We start from the raw sequence: 18,753 nt of genomic DNA on the forward strand, positions 1-18,753 counted from the left end.
GTCGGCCAGCCTTACCTGGTGACGGAAGGACGGTCGTTTGTCGATCATCGAGCTGGGCGAGATTCGCGACGAGCCCGCGTCGGCGCCTCCGGTTCACCGCCCGCGCGCCGTCGGTCGCCCGCTGCGCAGCGCGACTGTGCTGTTTCTCAGCCTGGTGGTGCTGGCCGGTGCCGCGCCGACGACGCAGCGAACGGTGAGCGTGGTGCCGGCGTCGCGGACGGCCACCGCGTACCTGGCCGGGGACGGCGTCTTCGTCGTCGATCCGCCGACACCCGACCGGGACCGGTACCTGACCGCGTACGCCCGACCGGCGCCGACCGGCGCCGAGGTGCGGCGGCGGTGGCAGGCGCCGCTGGCCCGCACCGGTGACTACCTCGACGTCCGGGTCGAGCAGGGGTTGGTGTTGGCGATGGCTGTCAACGCCCCCAACCGGCTGTTCCAGACCACCGCCTTCGACGTCGCGACGGGCCGGCAACGCTGGCAGCATCCCGGTGCTCCCCAGCCGACAACCGGCGGTGGCCTGCTGGTGACCAATGGCCGGGAGGACGGGTCGGGCGCGATGAGCGGGGTTGAACCCGGCACCGGCCTGGTGCTCTGGTCGGTGCCGATCCCGCCGGCCGCCAGCCCCACCTTCCATCTCGCTCCCGAGGGGCAGGTCGACCGGTTCGTGCTCCTGCAACCGACCGGCGAGGTGCAGGTGTACGACGCCGGCACCGGCCAACTGGTGCGCAGCATCGACACGCTGCCCGGTGACCGGTCGGCGTACCAGCGGGTGCAGGTCGTCGACGACCTGCTGCTGCTCGTCCCGCCGGGCAGCACCCGGCTGGTGAGCTTCGGGCTGGCCGAGTTGGAGCCACTGTGGACGGCGGAGGTGACGCTGGTGTCGCATGTGCTCGAATGCGGCGGTCTGCTCTGCGCGGTACCGCAGACCGGCGGCCTCCAGGTGCTCGACCCGGCCACCGGCGCCGTGCGGTGGTCGGAACCGGGCCAGGACGTCCTGGCCGACGTCCGGTACGGTCGGCTGCTGATGGCCCGGCCCGGCCAGGGGTACGCGGTGCGGGACGCGGCCACCGGGCAGGAACGGACCGAACTGGGCGCGTGGAGTCTGATGCCGGTGCTGCGCCCGGACGACCCGCTGGTTGGTGTGCGGCGCGGTGACGACGGTCGGATGGTCGTCGCCGAGCTGGACCTGCTGGCCGGCCGAACGCGGATCGTCGACGTGCTGCCGGGCATCGCCGGGAGTTGCCAGGCGTCCCTGCCGGTTCTGCTCTGCCAGCGCCTCGACGGCACTACCGCTCTGTGGAGGTTGACGCGGTGACCGACTCGGTGATTGACCTCGGCGAGCTGCGGGACGCCCCGGACCCGGAGTCGACGCCCCGCCCACCTCGCGGCCACGGTCGCCCGCTGCGCTGCGCGCTGGTCGTGGTGCTCGCGCTGGTCACGCTCGCCGCCTCCGCCGTCGTACCGCCCCGGCCGGCCCCGTTGACGCTGCCGGGCCGGCCCGGGTCGGATGTCATGGTCGATGGTGACCTTCTCCTGGTCATGGAGCCGGCCATCACCGAAGCGCGGCAGGCGCGGCTGGCCGCGTATCGGCTGCCCGGCGTCGAGCCGGTCTGGCAGGTGACGCTGCCGGCGGAAGCTCGGTACTGGGGGATGATTCCGCTGGCCGGGATGCTGCTGGCCACCGGGTACGAGATCGGCCCGGAGGGTCGGGAGACACTCACCGTCGCACTGGACCGGGCGACCGGGGCGTACCGGTGGCAGCAGCCGGGTGCCGTCTCCAAGCTGACCGACGGCAATCTGCTGCTGCGCAACGGCGGCGAGACCGTACCGTCCAGTCTGCGCGCTGTGGATCCGTGCTGCGGCACAGTGCGCTGGGAGCTGTCCGGCCTCAGCCCCGACATGAGGGTGCGGGACACCGGGCACGGGGTGGACCGGGTGGTGCTCAACCAGTCGGACGGGCCGGTCGAGGTACGCGACGCGATCACCGGTGCGGTGCTGGCCCGCGCCGACCTGCGCCCACCCGACGGTGGTCGGATCGGACTGGACCTGACCAAGGACCTGCTGCTGTCCATCGACAGAGGCTCGGGCACTGTCACCGCGTACGAGCTGGACCAGCTCAAGCCCCGCTGGACCCGCGCCAGGGTGCACATCGACTTCGCGCTGGACTGTGGCCCCGTCCTGTGTCTGCGCACCGGCAACAACGAACTACAGGCGCTCGACCCGGCGACCGGCGAGGTGCGCTGGCGCAGCAGCCAGTGGGGGTGGGCCTGGCCGGCCGACGGCCGGCTGTTGGCCAACCTCAGCGGTGTCGGTCCGTCGGAGCAGTACGTAGTGCTCGATGCGCTGACCGGCCAGCAACTGGCCGACCTGGGCCGGTGGGAGCTGTACCAACTCGGTGTCGGCGGCCGGCTGGTCGGCATACGCAGGCATCCCGACGGAGGGGTGCTCGTCGGCGAGCTGGACATCGCCGCCGGGAAGGTGCACATCCTGGACGCGCTGCCCGATGTCACAGGGGGGTGTCAGGCGGTCACCGGCTACCTGGTGTGCACTGCCACCACCACCGGCTCGTACCAGCTCTGGAAACTGACCGACTGATCACCAGTTCGGCTGGGTGGGCGGCGGGGGCAGCGGCACCGACGCGGGTCGCAGCACGTACGCCACCCCGCCGCTGCCGCGTTGCCAGACCGCCTCGAACCGCTGTCGGGGCACTGTGCGACGGACCGCGTCGTCGTCCGGGGCGTACGGGTCGTTGAGCACCGGGTCGCCGTCGGCGGTGAAGCCGACCAGCACCATCAGGTGCCCACCGGTGTCGTACCCGAGCCCCGGCACCTCGTCGGCCCGGAACGCGGCGGAGACGATCAGGGGGATGCCTGCGGCGACGAACGCCTCCGCCTCGACCAGCGACCGCAGCCGGGTGACGAACGCGTCCACCCCGTGCAGACCGGCGTACGCGGTGTTGAACGGCCAGTTGCCGGCCCCGGCGTACGCGTGGTCGTAGCAGTGCCGGGCGGCGTGTACCACCACCGGACGCGGGCCGGACGGCTCCACCCAGGCGTAGCGGTCCGGCGTCGGCTCGGCGCCCCAGTAGGCGAGCACCATCGAGGTGCAGGTGGGGCTGCACCAGGAGTCCCCACCACCGCCCCACTGCGGGTACTGGCCGGCGTGCAGCCGCTGCGAGTAGCGGGGCACGTCCAGCACCCGGCCTCGGGCGGCGGACGAGACGGGCTCCGCCGCGTACCAGTGGTCGGCCGTCGTGGGGCCGGTGGCGACCGCGCCGATGCTGCGCAGCACCGGGCCGCTCGGGCTGCCGGCGGGCCGACACAAGGTCACCCGCGTCTGCCAACCGGTGACCGTCGCTCCGGTCACGATCAGGGTGTCGGTGTCGACCCGGGCGCCACTGTCACGCTGTCCGGGCAGCGAGGTGCGCCGTACCGTGTGGTCGTCGGCGGCCCAGCGGGCCAGCCGGTACCAGTCGGTGCTGGGCGCGTCGTCGTGCCAGCCGCGCAGGTCGACCTCGATCCAGCAGCCGTCCGGGGTGTCGGCCGTCCAGGACGGCACCACCTCGGCGACGGCGAAGCCGACAGGCACCGGCGGCGACGTCCAGGTGCCCCGTTCGGCGACGCCGTCGAGGACGAGCCCTCGACCGTCGGCGAGCAGGCCGTCGCCGTCGCCGCTGCCGCTGGTCGTGTCGGCCGGCAGGTGGAAACCCCGGTAGGCGATGTCTCGCCGGGTGGGTGGTGCCGCAGTGGTCATGCCAGGTCCGTCCGTCGCTCGATACCGCCGGCCAGCATCGCGTACGCCGTGGTGGCCCGCAACGCCGGCCGGCGCGGACGGCGAGGGACGATGGTTGCCGGCCGGCACTAGGTTGTCGGTGGTCAGCAGCGAGGAGGCCGGGATGCGGGTACTGGTGGTCGAGGACGAGCGCAACCTCGCCGACGCGATCGCACGGGGGTTGCGCAAGCGGGGGATGGCGGTCGACGTGGCGTACGACGGCGACGCCGGCCACGAGGCGGCGTTCATCACCCGGTACGACGTGGTGGTGCTCGACCGCGACCTGCCGGGTGTGCACGGCGACCAGATCTGCGCCGACCTGGCGGCCTCCGGCGCGTTGACCCGGGTGCTGATGCTCACCGCCAGTGGCACCGTGGCCGATCGGGTGGAGGGGTTGCAGCTCGGCGCGGACGACTACCTGCCCAAACCGTTCGCCTTCGACGAGCTGGTCGCCCGGGTGCAGGCGCTGGGCCGGCGGGCCACCCCGGCCGCGCCGCCGGTGCTCGAACTGGCCGACCTGGTGCTCGACCCGGCCCGCCGGGTGGCCACCCGCGCCGGGGTGCCGGTGGACCTCACCAACAAGGAGTTCGGGGTGCTCTGCGAGCTGCTCAAGGCGCGTGGCGCGGTGGTCTCCAGTGAGGAGCTGCTGGAACGGGTCTGGGACGCGAACACCGACCCGTTCACCACCATCGTCCGGGTCACTGTGATGACGCTCCGCAAGAAGCTCGGCGACCCGCCGTTGATCGAGACGGTGGTCGGGGCGGGCTACCGCACCGCCGAGGTGAGCGCATGAGCCGGCGGCTGCGACCCACCCTGCGGCTGCGGCTGACACTGCTCAACGGGGTGCTGCTGATCGGGGCCGGAGCGATCCTGGTGTTGCTGGCCTGGCTGCTGGTCCGCGACGCGTTGCGCCCCACCGACGAGTTGGTGCCCGGCACGATCGTGCTGCTCTCCGACGGCCGGCAGATGGACGCCGCCCAGTGGCAGCGGCAGTTGGTCGACGCCGCCTCGGGGGAGCTGCTGGCCAAGGGCCTGGTCGCGCTGCTGGCGATCAGCGTGGTCGGGGTGGCCGGCGCGTACGCGGTGGCCGGTCGGGCGCTGCGCCCACTGCACCAGGTCACGGCGACCGCCCAGCGGCTCGGTGAGGCGACCCTGGACCAGCGGATCGGTTACTCGGGTGCCGACGACGAGGTGGCCGAGCTGGCCAAGACGTTCGACGCCATGCTGGACCGGATCGCGTCCGCCTTCGAGGCCCAGAAGCGTTTCGTGGCGAACGCCTCGCACGAGCTGCGTACCCCGCTCGCCGTGATGCGGACGGAGATCGACGTGACGCTCAGCGACGACGACGCGGACACCGCCGAGTACCGCCGGATGGCGACAGTGGTCCGCGACGCCTCCGAGCGGGCCAACGGCCTGGTGGACGCGCTGCTGGTGCTGGCCCGCAGCGAGGCGCAGGCGGGGCGGCAGCTGGGCCGGCGTACCGAGTGTGACCTCGCCGCGGGCACCGCCAACGCGCTGTCGGCGATGCGCCGCGAGGTGGAACGGATCGGCCTGCGGGTGCAGACGTCGCTGGAGTCCGCGCCGGTCGTCGGTGACCCGGGGCTGCTCGACCGGCTGGCCGGAAACCTGATCGAGAACGCGGTCCGCTACAACCACCTGCACGGTCGACTCTGGGTGCGTACCGGGACCGACGGTGACCGGTCCTGGCTGGTGGTGGGGAACACCGGCTTCGAGGTGGACCAGGCCGACGTGCCGGGGCTGTTCGAGCCGTTCCGCCGTGGTGGCCGGGAACGCACCGGAGCCCGTGGCTCCGGCCTCGGGTTGTCCATCGTCCGGGCGGTCTGCGCCGCGCACGGCGGCAGCGTACGGGTGGTCGCGCAGCCCGGCGGCGGCCTGGAGGTGACTGTCACCCTGCCGTCGTCGGACGCCCCGGTGGTCAACGGCGCGGTGCCCAGCCCCGGCTGAACGGGGTTGCGGAGGAGGCTCGGCCGATGGCAAGATCGCCGCGTCAGCCCAAGAAGCGAAGGGGGGTGCGTCGATGTCCGCCAATCATGACTCCGCGCCCCGGGTCTGCGCCGGCTGACTCCCGGAAGCGGAGCGTCCCATCCCGCACGGAGGGAACACCCGTGTATCCACGGATCCGCAACATCAGTTTTGACTGTCACGACACGTACGCCCTGGCCGGCTTCTGGTCGGCGGTGCTCGGCTACGCCCGGCTCCCGGAGGACCTTCCGAGTGACCCGGAAGCTGCCCTGCTGCCGCCGGACGGTGCCACTCCGAACATGTTCTTCCAAGCGGTGCCGGAGGACAAGGTGACCAAGAACCGGCTCCACATCTGCCTGGAACCGGTCGACCGGACCCGCGACGAGGAAATCGAGCGGGTTCTCGGCCTCGGGGCCACCATGATCACCGACCAGCGGCGCACCGACGGGACGGGCTGGGCGGTTCTGGCCGACCCGGAGGGGAACGAGTTCTGCGTGGTCCGCAGCGCCGGGGAGCGGGTCGACACGACTGTGGAGGACCAAGCATGAGTTCGACGATCCACAACATCAGCATCGACTGTCACGACACGTACGCCCTGGCCGGCTTCTGGGCGCAGGTCTTCGACTGCCCACGGCAGCCCGACGACTTCCCCGGCGACCCGGAGGCGATGCTCCTGCCGCCGGGTGGCCCGGAGGTGCTGTTCATCGCGGTGCCCGAGGGCAAGACGGTGAAGAACCGGCTGCACCTGGACCTGCAACCCGCTGACCGTACCCGGGCCGAGGAGGTCGAGCGGCTGCTCGGCATCGGCGCGACGCTCGTCGCCGACCACGTCGGCCCGACCGGTGGTGGTTGGGTGGTGCTCGCCGACCCGGAGGGCAACGAGTTCTGCGTGCTCGGCAACGCCGCCGAGCGGGTGGCCGCCGCAGCGGCGCGGGCCGCGGCAGCGGTAGCCGAACCGGCCTGACCGTCGACGTACGGCACCGGGCACCGGCCACCTTCGCGTGGCCGGTGCCCGGTGCCGCGCTGCCGGGGCGGAACCTGGCCGCGAGATTCAGGCCGTGGCCGGGCCGTGCCGTGGCGCGGGTGACTAGACGAAGGCCGTCGCGCCCTCGTACTCCGCCACCGGGGCGGCGCCGACATGCTCGTACTCGAGCAGGAGCAGGCCCTTCGCCGTCGCTTCGTGATGAACCAGCCGGAGGCCGACGGATGCGTTCGGATGGTCGAGCAGCCGCCGCCCGGAACCGGCCACGGTGGGGGCCACGACGAGTCGGAGTGTGTCGACGAGGCCGGCTGACAACAGAGCCTTGCCAAGTCGTGCGCTGCCGTGGATCTGGAGCTCCCGTCCTGGCTGTGCCTTGAGCTCCCCGACGGTGTGGAGCGGGTCGCCGTGGAGCACCGTCGTCGGGTGCCAGCTACCTTCCGCCAGGGTGTTGGTCACGACGTACTTCGGTAGTGAGTTCATCCGTTCGGTGAACGGATCGTCCGGGTCGGTGATCCGCGGCCAGTCGCGAGCGAACGCCTCGTAGGTCCGCCGTCCGAGCAGCAGACCGTCGGCGAGACCCAACCAGTCAGAGGTCCGGCGGACGAAGACCTCGTCCAGGTAGGGCACGAGCCAGCCGCCCCGGGTGAAGTCGCCGCTGGTGTCCTCGGTCGGCGAGCCGGGCCCCTGGCTGACGCCGTCGAGAGTGACGAACTCGGTAAGGACGATCTTCACAGCGCCCCCTGGCTCTCGGCGAGCCCGGCGAGTTGTTCGGTGACCGAGCCCCAGCCGTCCGCGAAGCCGATCTTCTCGTGAAGGTCACGAGCGGCGGGATCACCGTGGCGGACGATGATCCGGTAGTCCGTGCCGTCCGGATGGTCCTTCATGGTGATCTCCGCGGTCATCGGGACCGGGGTTGGGTGTGCAGGCCGCCAGGCGCTGTCGATCACGTTGGTGAACACGATCCGTTCCAGGTCGTCGACGACGAGGAAGCACGCGTCGAGGTGCGGGACGAACTCCACCCCGTCCTCGCTCAGCCGGGTCACTAGCGCCCCACCGGGCCGGACGTCCAAACGATCGACGCGGCACAGGGCCGGTGCCGGTATCCACCACTTCTCGAAGCGGGACGGGTCGGTCCAGGCGCTCCACACGGCGGCGCGAGGGGCGCGGATGACCCGCGCCATGGTCAGGTCCAGGTCGGGATTCATTGCTGGTTCTCCTGCTGATCGGTGACGAGGCGTTCCAGGCGATCCGTGCGCTCTTCCCAGATCCGGCGCTGCTCCGCGAGCCAGTCGTCGACGACGGCGAGGCGCTCGCGGTTGAGCACGCAGGTGCGCACCCGGCCGGACTTGGTCGTGTGGATCAGTCCGTTCGATTCGAGCGTCTGCACGTGCTTCATGAACGAGGGAAGGGTCATCGGAAATTCGCGGGCGAGGTCGCCGACGCTCGTCGGACCGTGGCCGAGGCGTCGGATGACCCAGCGCCGGGTCGGGTCAGCGAGGGCGACGAACACGCCGTCGAGCTGCGCCGAATACTGTGCCATAAGGCTAAGTGTTACCCCGGGTGACACTTAGCGCAAGGGCAAAGTATTTGCGGGCCTCAGGGGGTGGCTGCCGTAGCGGCGGCGGCTGGTCCGACGCGCCTCAGGACAGCAGCGGGGCCCCGGCCACCCGAGGGTGGCCGGGGCCCCGGTCGCGTACGGATCAGGACTGCTGCTCGACCTGGCCCCGGATCGTGATGAACTCGGCCTTCGCCTGGTCGGCGGACTTGAAGTACATCACCACCATGCCAAGGCTGCCCCGGTCGGCCCAGACGCAGATGCCCAGCGGCACGGTATCGGCCTTGCCGTCGCCGCAGCGCGCCTCACCGCCGAGCGGGCCGGCGTCGACGGCCGTCATCTTGTCCACAGTCAGCTGCTTGGACAGCCCGTCCACATAGGCGTCGAGCTCCTTCTTCGGGTCCGACAGCAGCCCGGACACGCCCGCGATCATGACGAGGTCCTGCTTGGTCGGGTCGCCGTAGAAGGCGGCGACCGTGCTGGTCTCGTTCCCCGCCGCCGTCTTCATCCCGGCGACCGCCTGCTCGGCGGCCGTCAGGAGTTCCGGGTTGGTGAGCTTCGGCCGGTCGGCGAGGGTGGCCGGCGCGACCACCCGGGTCTTGCTGGCGTCCACCACGGCACCCACGTCGTCCTTGACGACGAGCCAGGTGATCGCCGCGCCGCCGACGCAGAGCACCAGCACCACGGCCAACACGATCAGCACGATCTTGCCGACGTTCGACTTCTTCGCCGGCGGAGGGCCGCCGGCCAGGTTCGGGTCACCGTACGGCTGACCCGGTTGCGCGGGCGGGAAACCCGGCTGCGCGGGCGGGAAGCCAGGCTGCGCGGGCGGGAAACCACCGGGCTGCTGCGGCTGTCCCTGCTGCTGCGGCGGCGGCCAACCGCCAGGCTGCTGGCCCGGCTGCTGCGACGGGTCGGGGGAATCGTGCGGCGGGCCGTAGGGATTGGCCGGCGGCTGGGACATCAGTCAGCTCCAAGATGGGTGTGCAAAACGCGTGATCCTAACCCGGTGCGGAGCCCGCCGTTGTCCCTGCGGCGAGCCCCACCCGGCGATCGACCGATCACAAACGGTCGCGGTGGCCGGCCCGTCCACGAGGGACGGCCCGACCACCGCGACGGTGGTACTGCGCTTTTCTCAGGCCGGCAGGCTCGCCGCGCCGCGCGGCAGGAACCGCTGACCGGTGACCCGCTCGGAGGTGCCGGTCCGGTCCAGGTACGGCGTGACGCCGCCCAGGTGGAACGGCCAGCCGGCGCCCAGGATCATGCACAGGTCGATGTCCTGTGCCTCGGCGACCACACCCTCGTCCAGCATCAGCCGGATCTCCTGCGCGAGCGCGTCGAGGGCGTTCTGGCGTACCTGCTCGGCGGTCAGCGGCTGGTCACCGACCACGAGCAGCTTGGCGACCTCCTCGTTGACCTGGTCGTCGACCACGAGCGGCTGGCCCGAGTCGGCGATCCGCCTGAGGTTCTCGCTGACGGAGAACCGGTCCGGGTACACGGCGTGCAGGGTGCCGCCCACGTGGTACGCGACGGCCGGCCCGACCAACTGGAGCAGGGCGAGCGGACGCATCGGCAGGCCCAGTGGGTCCAGTGCGCTGTTCGCCACGTCCAGCGGAGTACCCGCGTCGACGGCGGCGAAGACGGTGCCCAGGAAGCGGGTGAGCAGCCGGTTCACCACGAACGCCGGAGCGTCCTTGACCAGCACGCTCGACTTCTTGAGCTGCTTGCCCACGGCGAACGCGGTCGCCAGGGTGACGTCGTCGGTGCGCTCGCCCCGGACGATCTCCAGCAGCGGCAGCACCGCCACCGGGTTGAAGAAGTGGAAGCCGACCACCCGCTCCGGGTGCTCCAACTCGGCGGCCATCTCGGTGATCGACAGCGAGCTGGTGTTGGTGGCGAGCACCGCCTCCGGAGAGACGATCTTCTCCAACTCGGCCCAGACCTGCTTCTTGACGCCCAGGTCCTCGAAGACTGCCTCGATGACGAAGTCCGCGTCGGCGAAGGCGCTCTTGTCGACAGTGCCGCTGACCAGGCCGTACAGCTTGGCGGCGGTGCCCTTGTCCATCCGGCCCTTGGTGACGGCCTTCTCGATCTGGGTGTGCACGTAGCCGACGCCCTTGTCCACCCGGGACTGGTCGAGGTCGGTCATCACCACCGGCACCTGGAGGCGGCGGGCGAACAGCAGCGCCAGCTGGCTGGCCATCAGACCCGCGCCGACGATGCCGACCTTGGTGATCGTGCGAGCCAGGCCCTTGTCCGGTGCGCCGGCCGGTCGCTTGGCCCGCCGCTGCACCAGGTCGAACGCGTACAGGCCGCTGCGCAGCTCCTCGGAGAAGACCAGGTCCGCGAGGGCCTCGTCCTCGGCGGCGGTGCCGGCGGCGAAGTCGCCGTCCTTCGCCGTCTCCAGCAGGTCGAGCGCCTTGTACGCGGCCGGGACCGCGCCGTGCAGCCGCTGGTTCAGCGTCTCGCGGGCGAAGTAGAGCACGCCCGCCCACATGTCCTTGTCGACCTCGGGTCGGGTCACTGTGACCTGACCCCGGACCACGCCGGCAGCCCACTCCAGGGACCGCTCCAGGAAGTCCGCCGGCTCCAGCAGGATGTCCGCGATGCCCAGCTCGGCCGCCTGCTTCGGCTTGAGCATCTTGTTCTGCATCAGCGGGTTCTGGATGATCACCTGCGTCGCGGCGGGGATGCCGATCAGGTTCGGCAGCAGCTGGGTGCCGCCCCAGCCGGGCACCAGACCGAGGGAGACCTCAGGCAGCGCGAGGGCCGCCGCACCGCCGGAGAGCGTCCGGTAGTGGCAGTGCAGCGCCAGCTCCAGGCCACCGCCCATCGCCGCGCCGTTGACGAACGCGAAGGTGGGAACGCTGCTGTCCTTGAGCCGGGCGAAGACCCGGTGGCCGAGCCGGCCGATCTCCAGCGCCTGCGCGCGGTCGGCGAGCTGCGGCAGACCCACGATGTCCGCGCCCACACAGAAGATGTACGGCTTGCCGGTGACCGCGATGAACGCCGGGTCGGCGGCGAGCGCGGCGGTGATCGCCTCGTCCAGGCTGGCCAACCCACCCGGGCCGAAGGTGTTCGGCTTGGTGTGGTCGAAGCCGTTGTCCAGCGTGATCAGGGCGGCGGGCCGGTCCAGCCCCGGCACGTTCACCTGGCGCAGCAGCGCCCGGGTGACGACCTCGTTCGGTGCCTTCACTTGTTGCCACCCTCCCAGTGCGGGTTCTCCCAGATGACCGTGCCGCCCATGCCGATGCCGATGCACATCGCCGTGAGGCCGTACCGGACCTCGGGGTGCTCGGCGAACTGGCGGGCCAGCTGCGTCATCAGCCGTACGCCGGAGGAGGCCAGCGGGTGACCGATGGCGATCGCACCGCCCCACGGGTTGACCCGCGCGTCGTCGTCGGCGATGCCGAAGTGGTCGAGGAAGGCGAGCACCTGCACGGCGAACGCCTCGTTCAGCTCGAACAGGCCGATGTCGTCGATGCTGAGCCCGGCGAGGCGCAGCGCCTTCTCCGTCGACGGGATCGGGCCGACGCCCATCACCTCCGGCTCGACTCCGACGAAGCCGAACGACACCAGCCGCATGGCGACCGGCAGGCCCAGCTCGCGGGCGGTGGCCTCGTCGGCCAGCAGACTCGCTGTGGCGCCGTCGTTCAGGCCGGCCGCGTTACCCGCGGTGACCTTGCCGTGCGGGCGGAACGGGGTCTTCAGGGTGGCCAGCTTCTCCAGCGAGGTGTCCCGCGGGGCCTCGTCCACAGTGGCCAGACCCCACCCGCCCTCCGCGTCGCGGATCGACATCGGCACCAGGTCGTCTTGGAGCTTGCCGTTGGCGTACGCCTTGGCGGTCTTCTGCTGCGAGGCGAGCGCGAACGCGTCGGTGCGTGCCTTGGTGATGTGCGGGACCAGGTCGTGCAGGTTCTCCGCGGTGGAGCCCATCACCAGCGCGGACGGGTCGACCAGCTTCTCCGCGATGATGCGCGGGTTGGGGTCGACGCCCTCACCCATCGGGTGGCGGCCCATGTGCTCGACGCCACCGGCGATGGCGATGTCGTACGCGCCCATGGCGATGCCGCTGGCCACCGTGGTGACCGCGGTCATCGCCCCCGCGCACATCCGGTCGATGGCGAAGCCGGGAACGGTCTTGGGCAGCCCGGCCAGCAGGGCGGCGGTGCGGCCGATGGTGAGGCCCTGGTCGCCGATCTGGGTGGTGGCCGCGATGGCGACCTCCTCGACCCGCTCCGGGGGCAGCTGCGGGTTGCGACGCAGCAGTTCCCGGATGCAGCGGATCACCAGGTCGTCGGCGCGGGTGTTGGCGTACATGCCACCCGCCTTGCCGAACGGGGTACGGACGCCGTCGACGAAGACGACGTCGCGAACTTCACGGGGCACTTGAGCCTCCTATTCGACCGTGATTCGGCCTTCGCGCCGGGCGGCACGTCGGACCGAACAAGGGTCGCCGACACGGGCACGTTCCCTCGGATGCTACTCGCCAGTAACCAACCCCGTCCCCACCCCCGCCTGTGGCCCACCCCACACCCGCCTACGGTCGATCATGAAGTTATTGCCGAGACACGCCGGTGCGTGTGGCAACAACTTCATGATCAACAGCGGGAGGGGCGGATCAGGAGAGGGTTGGGGTTTTTGGGGTCAGGGCTTCGGTGAGGTCGGGGGTGAGGAGGCCGATCTGCCACTCGCGGGCGTTGAGGCCACGCAGGGTCTCCGCCACCGACTCCTCGGTGATCTCCTCGGGCGGGGTCCAGGCCAGCCGGCGGACCGAATCCGGAGTGATCAGGTTTTCCGGCGGAAGGTTGTGCTCGCCGGCGATGCGGATCACGACCTCCCGGCAGCGGGCCAGCCGACCGGCCGCCACCGGGTCCCGCTCGGCCCATCGGTGCGGCGGGGGCGGGCCCTCCACTGCCGGCGAAACCGGCAGCGAATCCTCCGGCAGCTGCCGCGCGTCGTCGAGCGCGGCGAGCCAGGTGCGGGCCAGTCGACGGACCGACCGACCACCGAAACCGGGCAGGGTCAGCAGGGTCTTCTCGTCCTTCGGGTCCAACTCGGCCGCGGCGATGATCGCCGAGTCGGGCAGCACCCGACCCGGAGCGGCGTCCCGCCGGGAAGCGATCTGGTCCCGGGCATACCACATCGAGCGGACCCGGGCCTGCGCCCGCGCCCCCCGCAGCCGGTGGATGCCCGAGGTACGCCGCCACGGCTCCGCCCGAACCCGGGGCGGGCGTGCCCCGGTGCGGACCAGCGCGGCGAACTCCTCCGCGGCCCAGGCCGACTTGCCCTGCCGGGTCAACTCGGCGTCGAGCGCGTCGCGCAGGTCGGTGAGCAGCTCCACGTCGAGGGCGGCGTACGTCAACCACGACTCGGGCAGCGGTCGGCTCGACCAGTCGGCCGCCGAGTGGTGCTTCTCCAGGGTGAACCCGAGCAGCTGCTCGGTGAGCGCGGCCAGCCCGACGCGTTCGAAGCCGGCCAGCCGAGCCGCCAGCTCGGTGTCGAACAAGCGGCGTGGACGCAACCCCACCTCCGCCAGGCAGGGCAGATCCTGGCTGGCCGCGTGGAGGACCCACTCGGCCTCACCGATCACCGCGTCCAGCGCGCTGAGGTCGGGCAGGGGCAGCGGGTCGATCAGTGCCGTGCCCGCACCGGCCCGGCGCAGTTGCACCAGGTACGCGCGTTGGCTGTAGCGGTAGCCGGAAGCCCGTTCGGCGTCCAGGGCGACCGGGCCGGTGCCCGCCGCGAAGCGGGCCACGACCTCGGCAAGCTCGGCCGGGGCGGCCACCGGATCGGGGGTGCCGTCACGCGGGGCGATCAGCGGAACGGGCCCACCGTCGGCCGGGTCGGCCCCCTCGCCCGCCGGCTGCGGCTGGGCCGACGGCGGGTGCTGGGGTGCGTTTCCCGGAAGTTCTTCGGTGGGCCGACGGCGCAGGGGTGGTTCGTCGGTCACCTGCCAACCCTAGTGCGCGCGGAGATCCGGCGGGTGCAGCCGGTCCGGCGTGTGTCGATCAGGTGTCCGCAAAGTGTCCTCCCGAGGGCCGAACGTCAGGCTGCGCCGGCCGGGCGGCGGTCGGAGAGGGCGGTGACGCCGGGTGGGGGGAGGCCGGCGGTCGAGGCGAGCAACGCGCACCAGCCGAGCAGGTGTGGGGTCAGGTCGTCGTCGATCGGCGTCCAGGACGCACGGATCTCGATGTCACCGATTGTCGGTGGCCCGGCGAGATCGCCGAACCGGGTCGACATGGTCTGCGTCACCGTTCCGCCGATCGCCCGGTGACCGGCGTCCTGGGCGTCCAACGCGTCGGTCAGCCACGTCCAGCCGACCCCGGGCAGCAGCGGGTCGGCGGCCAGATCGACCTCCAACTCGGCGGTCACGTAGGTGACCAGCCGCAGGGTGCCCTGCCACGCCTCGTGCCCGACCGGGTTGTGCAGCAGGATCAGTCGGCCGGTCGCCACCTCGTCGTCGTCGCGCAGCACCGTCGCGGCGAGCGCGAACGCGTACGGGGCCAGCCGCTGCGGGGCGCCGACCTCCTCCAGGGTGATCTCCGGCCGCGGGGCGGCCGACCGCAGCCCGGCGACCGCGCGGGCGAACGTCTCCGGGAGCGCGATCGGGGGGGCCATGTCGGCAGCCTATGCCGCCGTCCGTCGCCCGCTTCGACGGCGCGCCGACGCTCACGAAGGGCACCGGGGCGTAAGGAACGGTGCCCTTCCTCTCACCCCCACCCGGTTGGGGGTGGCGGGCGTGGCACGATTGCGGCGATGACCACGGACACCACGGGCACTGTCGCCCGAGACGGAGATTCCCGCCCCGGCGGACCGGCCGACTCGCCCTTCATCAGGGCCTGCCGACGTCGGCCCGTCCCGCACACCCCGGTCTGGTTCATGCGCCAGGCCGGCCGTTCCCTCCCGGAGTACCGGGAGATCCGGGCGAGCGTGCCGATGCTGGAGTCCTGCCGCCGCCCGGATCTGGTCACCGAGATCACCCTCCAGCCGGTGCGCCGGCACGGCGTGGACGCGGCGATCCTGTTCAGCGACATCGTGGTGCCCGTCGCCGCGGCCGGGATCGACCTGGACATCGTGCCGGGCACCGGCCCGGTGGTGGCCGAGCCGATCCGCACCGCCGCCGACGTGGAACGGATCCGCCAGATCACCCGCGACGACGTCTCGTACGTGGACGAGGCCGTCCGGCAGTTGGTGGTCGAGCTGGGCGACACCCCGCTGATCGGTTTCGCCGGCGCGCCGTTCACGCTGGCCAGCTACCTGGTCGAGGGCGGGCCGTCGCGCACCCACGCGAAGACCAAGGCCCTGATGTACGGCGACCCGGAGCTGTGGCACGCGCTCTGCGCCCGGCTGGCCGAGGTGACCTTGGCCTTCCTGCGGGTGCAGATCGAGGCCGGCGTCTCCGCCGTGCAACTGTTCGACTCGTGGGCCGGCGCGCTCTCCGAGGCCGACTACCGCCGTTTCGTGTTGCCGCACTCGACAGCCGTGCTGAGTGGGCTGGTCGACGACTGCTCCGGGTCGGGGCGCGGCGACGGACGTGCCGAGCCGGAGCCGTCGCATGCCGGGGTGCCCCGGATCCACTTCGGGGTGGGCACCGCCGAGCTGCTCGGCGCGATGGGCGAGGCCGGGGCCGACGTGGTCGGCGTCGACTGGCGTACGCCACTGGACGTGGCCACCGGCCGGATCGGCGCGGACAAGGCGGTGCAGGGCAACCTGGACCCGTGCGTGCTGCTCGCGCCGTGGCCGGTCGTCGAGGCCGAGGTGCGCCGCATCCTGGAGCAGGGCCGGGCGGCTCCCGGGCACGTGTTCAACCTCGGCCACGGGGTGCTGCCGGAGACCGACCCGGAGGTGCTGACCCGGGTGGTCGCGCTGGTGCACGAGCTGTCCAGCCGCCGAGCCGACCAGGGCTGACCGGGAATGCGGCGGCCCTGGCGGGTGGCGGTGGTCGGCGGCGGGATCGCCGGTCTGGCCGCCGCGGTCCGCCTGCGCGACCGCGCGCCGGCCGGCACCGAGATCACTGTGTACGAGCAGTCCGGCGTGCTGGGCGGGAAGCTGCGCACCGGGGAGCTGGCTGGTCAGCCGGTCGAGTTCGGCGCGGAGTCGTTCCTGATGCGCGACCCGACCGGCGCCGAGAGCGCGGCGGTGGCGTTGGCCCGCCGGCTCGGATTGGCCGAGAAGATCGTGCACCCCACTGTGGGGCAGGCCGCGCTGGTCATCGACGGAGGGCTGCGCCCCATCCCGGGCGGCACCCTGGTGGGCGTACCCGGGGATCTGGATCGGGTGGCCACTGTCGCCCGCCCGGCCGCGGACGCCGACACCGACGGTGGTCGGCCGCTGGTCGGGCCGGACGCGGACGTCTCGGTGGGCGCGCTGGTCCGGTCCCGCTTCGGCAACGAGGTGGTCGAGCGGCTGGTCGACCCGATGCTGGGCGGCGTGTACGCGGGCCGCGCCGACGATCTCTCACTGGTCACGACGATGCCGGCGCTGGCCCGCACGGCCCGGGTGGAGCACACCCTGGTCGGCGCGGTCCGGGCCGCGCAGGCCGCCGCGCCGCGTGCGCCCGGCGCCCCGGTCTTCGGCACCCTCGTCGGTGGGCTCAGCACCCTGGTCGAGGCGGCCGTGACGGCCAGCGGCGCGACGGTACGGCGGGACGCCGCAGTGCGCGAGTTGACAGCGACCGACACGGGTTGGCGGCTCACCGTCGGCCCGACCCGCGACCCTGACGACGGCTCCAGGTCGCGGCGCGGCGGCAGACGCGCCGAGCTGGAGTCGTCGATGGTGGACGTGGACGCCGTGGTGCTGGCGGTGCCGGCGCGACCGGCGGCGCGTCTGCTCGCCGGCCCCGCGCCGGCGGTGGCGGCGGGCGTCGGCGCGCTGGACTACGCGAGCGTCGCGCTGGTCACCATGGCGTTGCCGCAGCCGCGACTGCCCGAGCTGTCCGGCTTCCTGGTGCCGAGCACCGAGGGCCTGCTGATCAAGGCGGCGACCTTCTTCACCACCAAGTGGGGGCACCTGCGCCGGCCGGACGGGTTGGCGCTGGTGCGCGCCTCGGTGGGCAGGTACGGCGAGGAGGCGCACCTTCAGCGCCCCGACGCGGACCTGGCGGCCACCGTGCACCGGGAGTTGTCGGCGGTGCTCGGCACCCCGCTGCCCGCCCCGGTCGACGGGCACGTGCAGCGGTGGGGCGGTGCGCTGCCGCAGTACGCGCCGGGGCACGCAGACCGGCTCGACGCGGCGCGGACGGCGCTGCGGGCCGCGCACCCCACACTGGTCCTCGCCGGCGCCGGCTACGACGGCGTCGGCATCCCGGTCTGCGTCCGTTCCGGCGAGACGGCGGCCGAAGAGATCATCACAGCACTGGGAGGATCGGCGAGATGACCGAGCAGACCAACGCGGCCCGGTTGCGGGAGCTGAACGACAGCATCCGCTACACCATGTGGTCGGTGTTCCGGGCCAGCTCCCCGCTGCCGTCGCTGCGGGACAACGTCACCGGCGAGGTGGTGTCCCTCTTCGACGAGCTGGCCGGCAAGGACGTGGTGGTCCGGGGCGTGTACGACGTCTCCGGGCTGCGCGCCGACGCGGACGTGATGATCTGGTGGCACTCCGCGTCCCCCGACGCGCTCCAGGACGCTTACCTGCGGTTCCGCCGCACCACCCTGGGGCGGGCGCTGACCCCGGTGTGGTCGCAGATGGCGCTGCACCGGCCGGCGGAGTTCAACAAGAGCCACATCCCGGCGTTCCTGGCCGGTGAGGAGGCTCGCCCCTACATCTGTGTGTACCCGTTCGTCCGCTCCTACGAGTGGTACCTGCTGCCCGACGCCGAGCGGCGCGAGATGCTGGCCGAGCACGGCAAGATGGCCCGCGGCTACCCGGACGTGCGGGCCAACACTGTCGCCTCGTTCGCGCTCGGCGACTACGAGTGGATGCTCGCCTTCGAGGCCGACGAGCTGCACCGGATCGTCGACCTGATGCGGGACCTGCGCGCCTCCGGCGCCCGCCGGCACGTCCGCGAAGAGGTCCCGTTCTACACCGGCCGCCGCCGTTCGGTGGCCGAGATCGTCAACTGCCTGGTCTGACCCCCGCCGGCCGGCGCCGCACCCCCGCCCGGGTGCGGCGCCGGACGGGGATCAACTGGTCGTCGTACAGGAGACCAGCGGAACCGGGTTGCTGCCGTTCCACGAGCCGAGGAAACCGAACGTGGTGCTCGCTCCGGCGGCAAGGGTGCCGTTGTTGTTGGTGTTACGTGCGGTGACCAGCGTGCCGTTGGTGCTGACCGTCGCGTTCCACGACGAGGTGACCCGCTGGCCGTTGCCGTAGTTCCAGCTCACCGACCAGCCCTGGGTGGGTGAGCCACCTGCGGTCACCTTCACGTCGGCCTGGAAGCCGCCGGACCACTGACCGGTCACCTGGTCCGTAGCCGTGCAGGCACCGGCCGGCGGCGGGGTGGTCGGCGGGGGAG

General features: G+C 72.2%; 19 protein-coding genes. 9 read left to right on the forward strand and 10 right to left on the reverse strand.

The window, feature by feature from the left end; genetic code table 11:
• The first annotated feature begins 37 nt into the window (after positions 1–37).
• Both KBX08_RS21220 and KBX08_RS21225 read left to right on the forward strand, forming a co-directional pair.
• Entirely contained in the window at positions 38–1,318 is a 1,281-nt protein-coding gene (locus tag KBX08_RS21220; RefSeq protein WP_210785178.1) for a PQQ-binding-like beta-propeller repeat protein, read from the forward strand.
• A complete protein-coding gene (locus KBX08_RS21225) occupies positions 1,315–2,598 on the forward strand; it encodes a PQQ-binding-like beta-propeller repeat protein (RefSeq protein WP_210785179.1) in 1,284 nt (427 codons plus the stop codon). Before KBX08_RS21220 ends, KBX08_RS21225 begins: the two co-directional genes overlap by 4 nt.
• Here KBX08_RS21225 and KBX08_RS21230 read toward each other — a convergent pair whose 3' ends face one another.
• A complete protein-coding gene (locus KBX08_RS21230; RefSeq protein WP_247669785.1) occupies positions 2,599–3,756 on the reverse strand; it encodes a peptidase C39 family protein in 1,158 nt (385 codons plus the stop codon).
• A gap of 142 nt (positions 3,757–3,898) precedes the next feature.
• Between KBX08_RS21230 and KBX08_RS21235 the strand changes: the two genes are divergently transcribed.
• The 4 genes from KBX08_RS21235 (at position 3,899) to KBX08_RS21250 (ending at position 6,721) form a co-directional block, all read left to right on the forward strand.
• A complete protein-coding gene (locus tag KBX08_RS21235) occupies positions 3,899–4,567 on the forward strand; it encodes a response regulator transcription factor (protein ID WP_210785180.1) in 669 nt (222 codons plus the stop codon).
• On the forward strand, positions 4,564–5,739 hold the full coding sequence (locus KBX08_RS21240) for a cell wall metabolism sensor histidine kinase WalK (protein ID WP_210785181.1): 1,176 nt from the start codon (positions 4,564–4,566) through the stop codon (positions 5,737–5,739). Before KBX08_RS21235 ends, KBX08_RS21240 begins: the two co-directional genes overlap by 4 nt.
• 161 nt (positions 5,740–5,900) lie before the next feature.
• The gene (locus KBX08_RS21245; RefSeq protein WP_210785182.1) at positions 5,901–6,305 is read left to right on the forward strand and encodes a VOC family protein; all 405 of its coding nucleotides are present in this window, start codon (positions 5,901–5,903) and stop codon (positions 6,303–6,305) included.
• Positions 6,302–6,721, forward strand: a complete 420-nt coding sequence (locus tag KBX08_RS21250; RefSeq protein ID WP_210785183.1) for a VOC family protein — start codon at positions 6,302–6,304, stop codon at positions 6,719–6,721. The genes KBX08_RS21245 and KBX08_RS21250 overlap by 4 nt, the downstream gene beginning before the upstream one ends.
• Positions 6,722–6,844: 123 nt before the next feature.
• Here the strand turns inward: KBX08_RS21250 and KBX08_RS21255 are convergent, their stop codons facing one another.
• The 8 genes from KBX08_RS21255 to KBX08_RS21290 all read right to left on the reverse strand — a co-directional run bounded on the left by KBX08_RS21255 (position 6,845) and on the right by KBX08_RS21290 (position 14,915).
• Positions 6,845–7,471, reverse strand: a complete 627-nt coding sequence (locus KBX08_RS21255) for a dihydrofolate reductase family protein (RefSeq protein ID WP_210785184.1) — start codon at positions 7,469–7,471, stop codon at positions 6,845–6,847.
• On the reverse strand, positions 7,468–7,944 hold the full coding sequence (locus KBX08_RS21260) for an SRPBCC domain-containing protein (protein ID WP_210785185.1): 477 nt from the start codon (positions 7,942–7,944) through the stop codon (positions 7,468–7,470). The genes KBX08_RS21255 and KBX08_RS21260 overlap by 4 nt, the downstream gene beginning before the upstream one ends.
• Entirely contained in the window at positions 7,941–8,249 is a 309-nt protein-coding gene (locus KBX08_RS21265; RefSeq protein WP_238690907.1) for a helix-turn-helix transcriptional regulator, read from the reverse strand. Before KBX08_RS21265 ends, KBX08_RS21260 begins: the two co-directional genes overlap by 4 nt.
• Before the next feature lie 190 nt (positions 8,250–8,439).
• On the reverse strand, positions 8,440–9,258 hold the full coding sequence (locus tag KBX08_RS21270) for a hypothetical protein (protein ID WP_210785186.1): 819 nt from the start codon (positions 9,256–9,258) through the stop codon (positions 8,440–8,442).
• 171 nt (positions 9,259–9,429) lie between these two features.
• A complete protein-coding gene (locus KBX08_RS21275) occupies positions 9,430–11,490 on the reverse strand; it encodes a 3-hydroxyacyl-CoA dehydrogenase NAD-binding domain-containing protein (protein ID WP_210785187.1) in 2,061 nt (686 codons plus the stop codon).
• Positions 11,487–12,683, reverse strand: a complete 1,197-nt coding sequence (locus KBX08_RS21280) for a thiolase family protein (RefSeq protein ID WP_091400648.1) — start codon at positions 12,681–12,683, stop codon at positions 11,487–11,489. The genes KBX08_RS21275 and KBX08_RS21280 overlap by 4 nt, the downstream gene beginning before the upstream one ends.
• Positions 12,684–12,915: 232 nt before the next feature.
• Positions 12,916–14,247, reverse strand: a complete 1,332-nt coding sequence (locus tag KBX08_RS21285) for a ribonuclease D (protein WP_210785188.1) — start codon at positions 14,245–14,247, stop codon at positions 12,916–12,918.
• Positions 14,248–14,342: 95 nt separating this feature from the next.
• The gene (locus KBX08_RS21290) at positions 14,343–14,915 is read right to left on the reverse strand and encodes a DUF3000 domain-containing protein (RefSeq protein WP_091400652.1); all 573 of its coding nucleotides are present in this window, start codon (positions 14,913–14,915) and stop codon (positions 14,343–14,345) included.
• A gap of 138 nt (positions 14,916–15,053) precedes the next feature.
• On the opposite strand from KBX08_RS21290, the gene hemE reads away from it, so the two are divergent.
• Genes hemE through hemQ form a run of 3 tightly spaced genes read left to right on the forward strand, consistent with a single transcriptional unit; the run spans position 15,054 to position 18,370 of the window.
• Positions 15,054–16,205, forward strand: coding sequence for a uroporphyrinogen decarboxylase (gene hemE, locus KBX08_RS21295; RefSeq protein WP_210785189.1), 1,152 nt, complete (start codon positions 15,054–15,056; stop codon positions 16,203–16,205).
• A 6-nt stretch (positions 16,206–16,211) separates the two neighbouring features.
• On the forward strand, positions 16,212–17,672 hold the full coding sequence (gene hemG, locus KBX08_RS21300) for a protoporphyrinogen oxidase (protein WP_210785190.1): 1,461 nt from the start codon (positions 16,212–16,214) through the stop codon (positions 17,670–17,672).
• The gene (gene hemQ, locus KBX08_RS21305; RefSeq protein ID WP_196921722.1) at positions 17,669–18,370 is read left to right on the forward strand and encodes a hydrogen peroxide-dependent heme synthase; all 702 of its coding nucleotides are present in this window, start codon (positions 17,669–17,671) and stop codon (positions 18,368–18,370) included. Before hemG ends, hemQ begins: the two co-directional genes overlap by 4 nt.
• A gap of 51 nt (positions 18,371–18,421) precedes the next feature.
• Here the strand turns inward: hemQ and KBX08_RS21310 are convergent.
• On the reverse strand, positions 18,422–18,753 hold a 332-nt coding region (locus KBX08_RS21310), incomplete at its 5' end, for a cellulose binding domain-containing protein (RefSeq protein WP_210785191.1).

The organism is Micromonospora sp. H61, from assembly GCF_018070325.1.
Lineage (GTDB): Bacteria > Actinomycetota > Actinomycetes > Mycobacteriales > Micromonosporaceae > Micromonospora > Micromonospora salmantinae.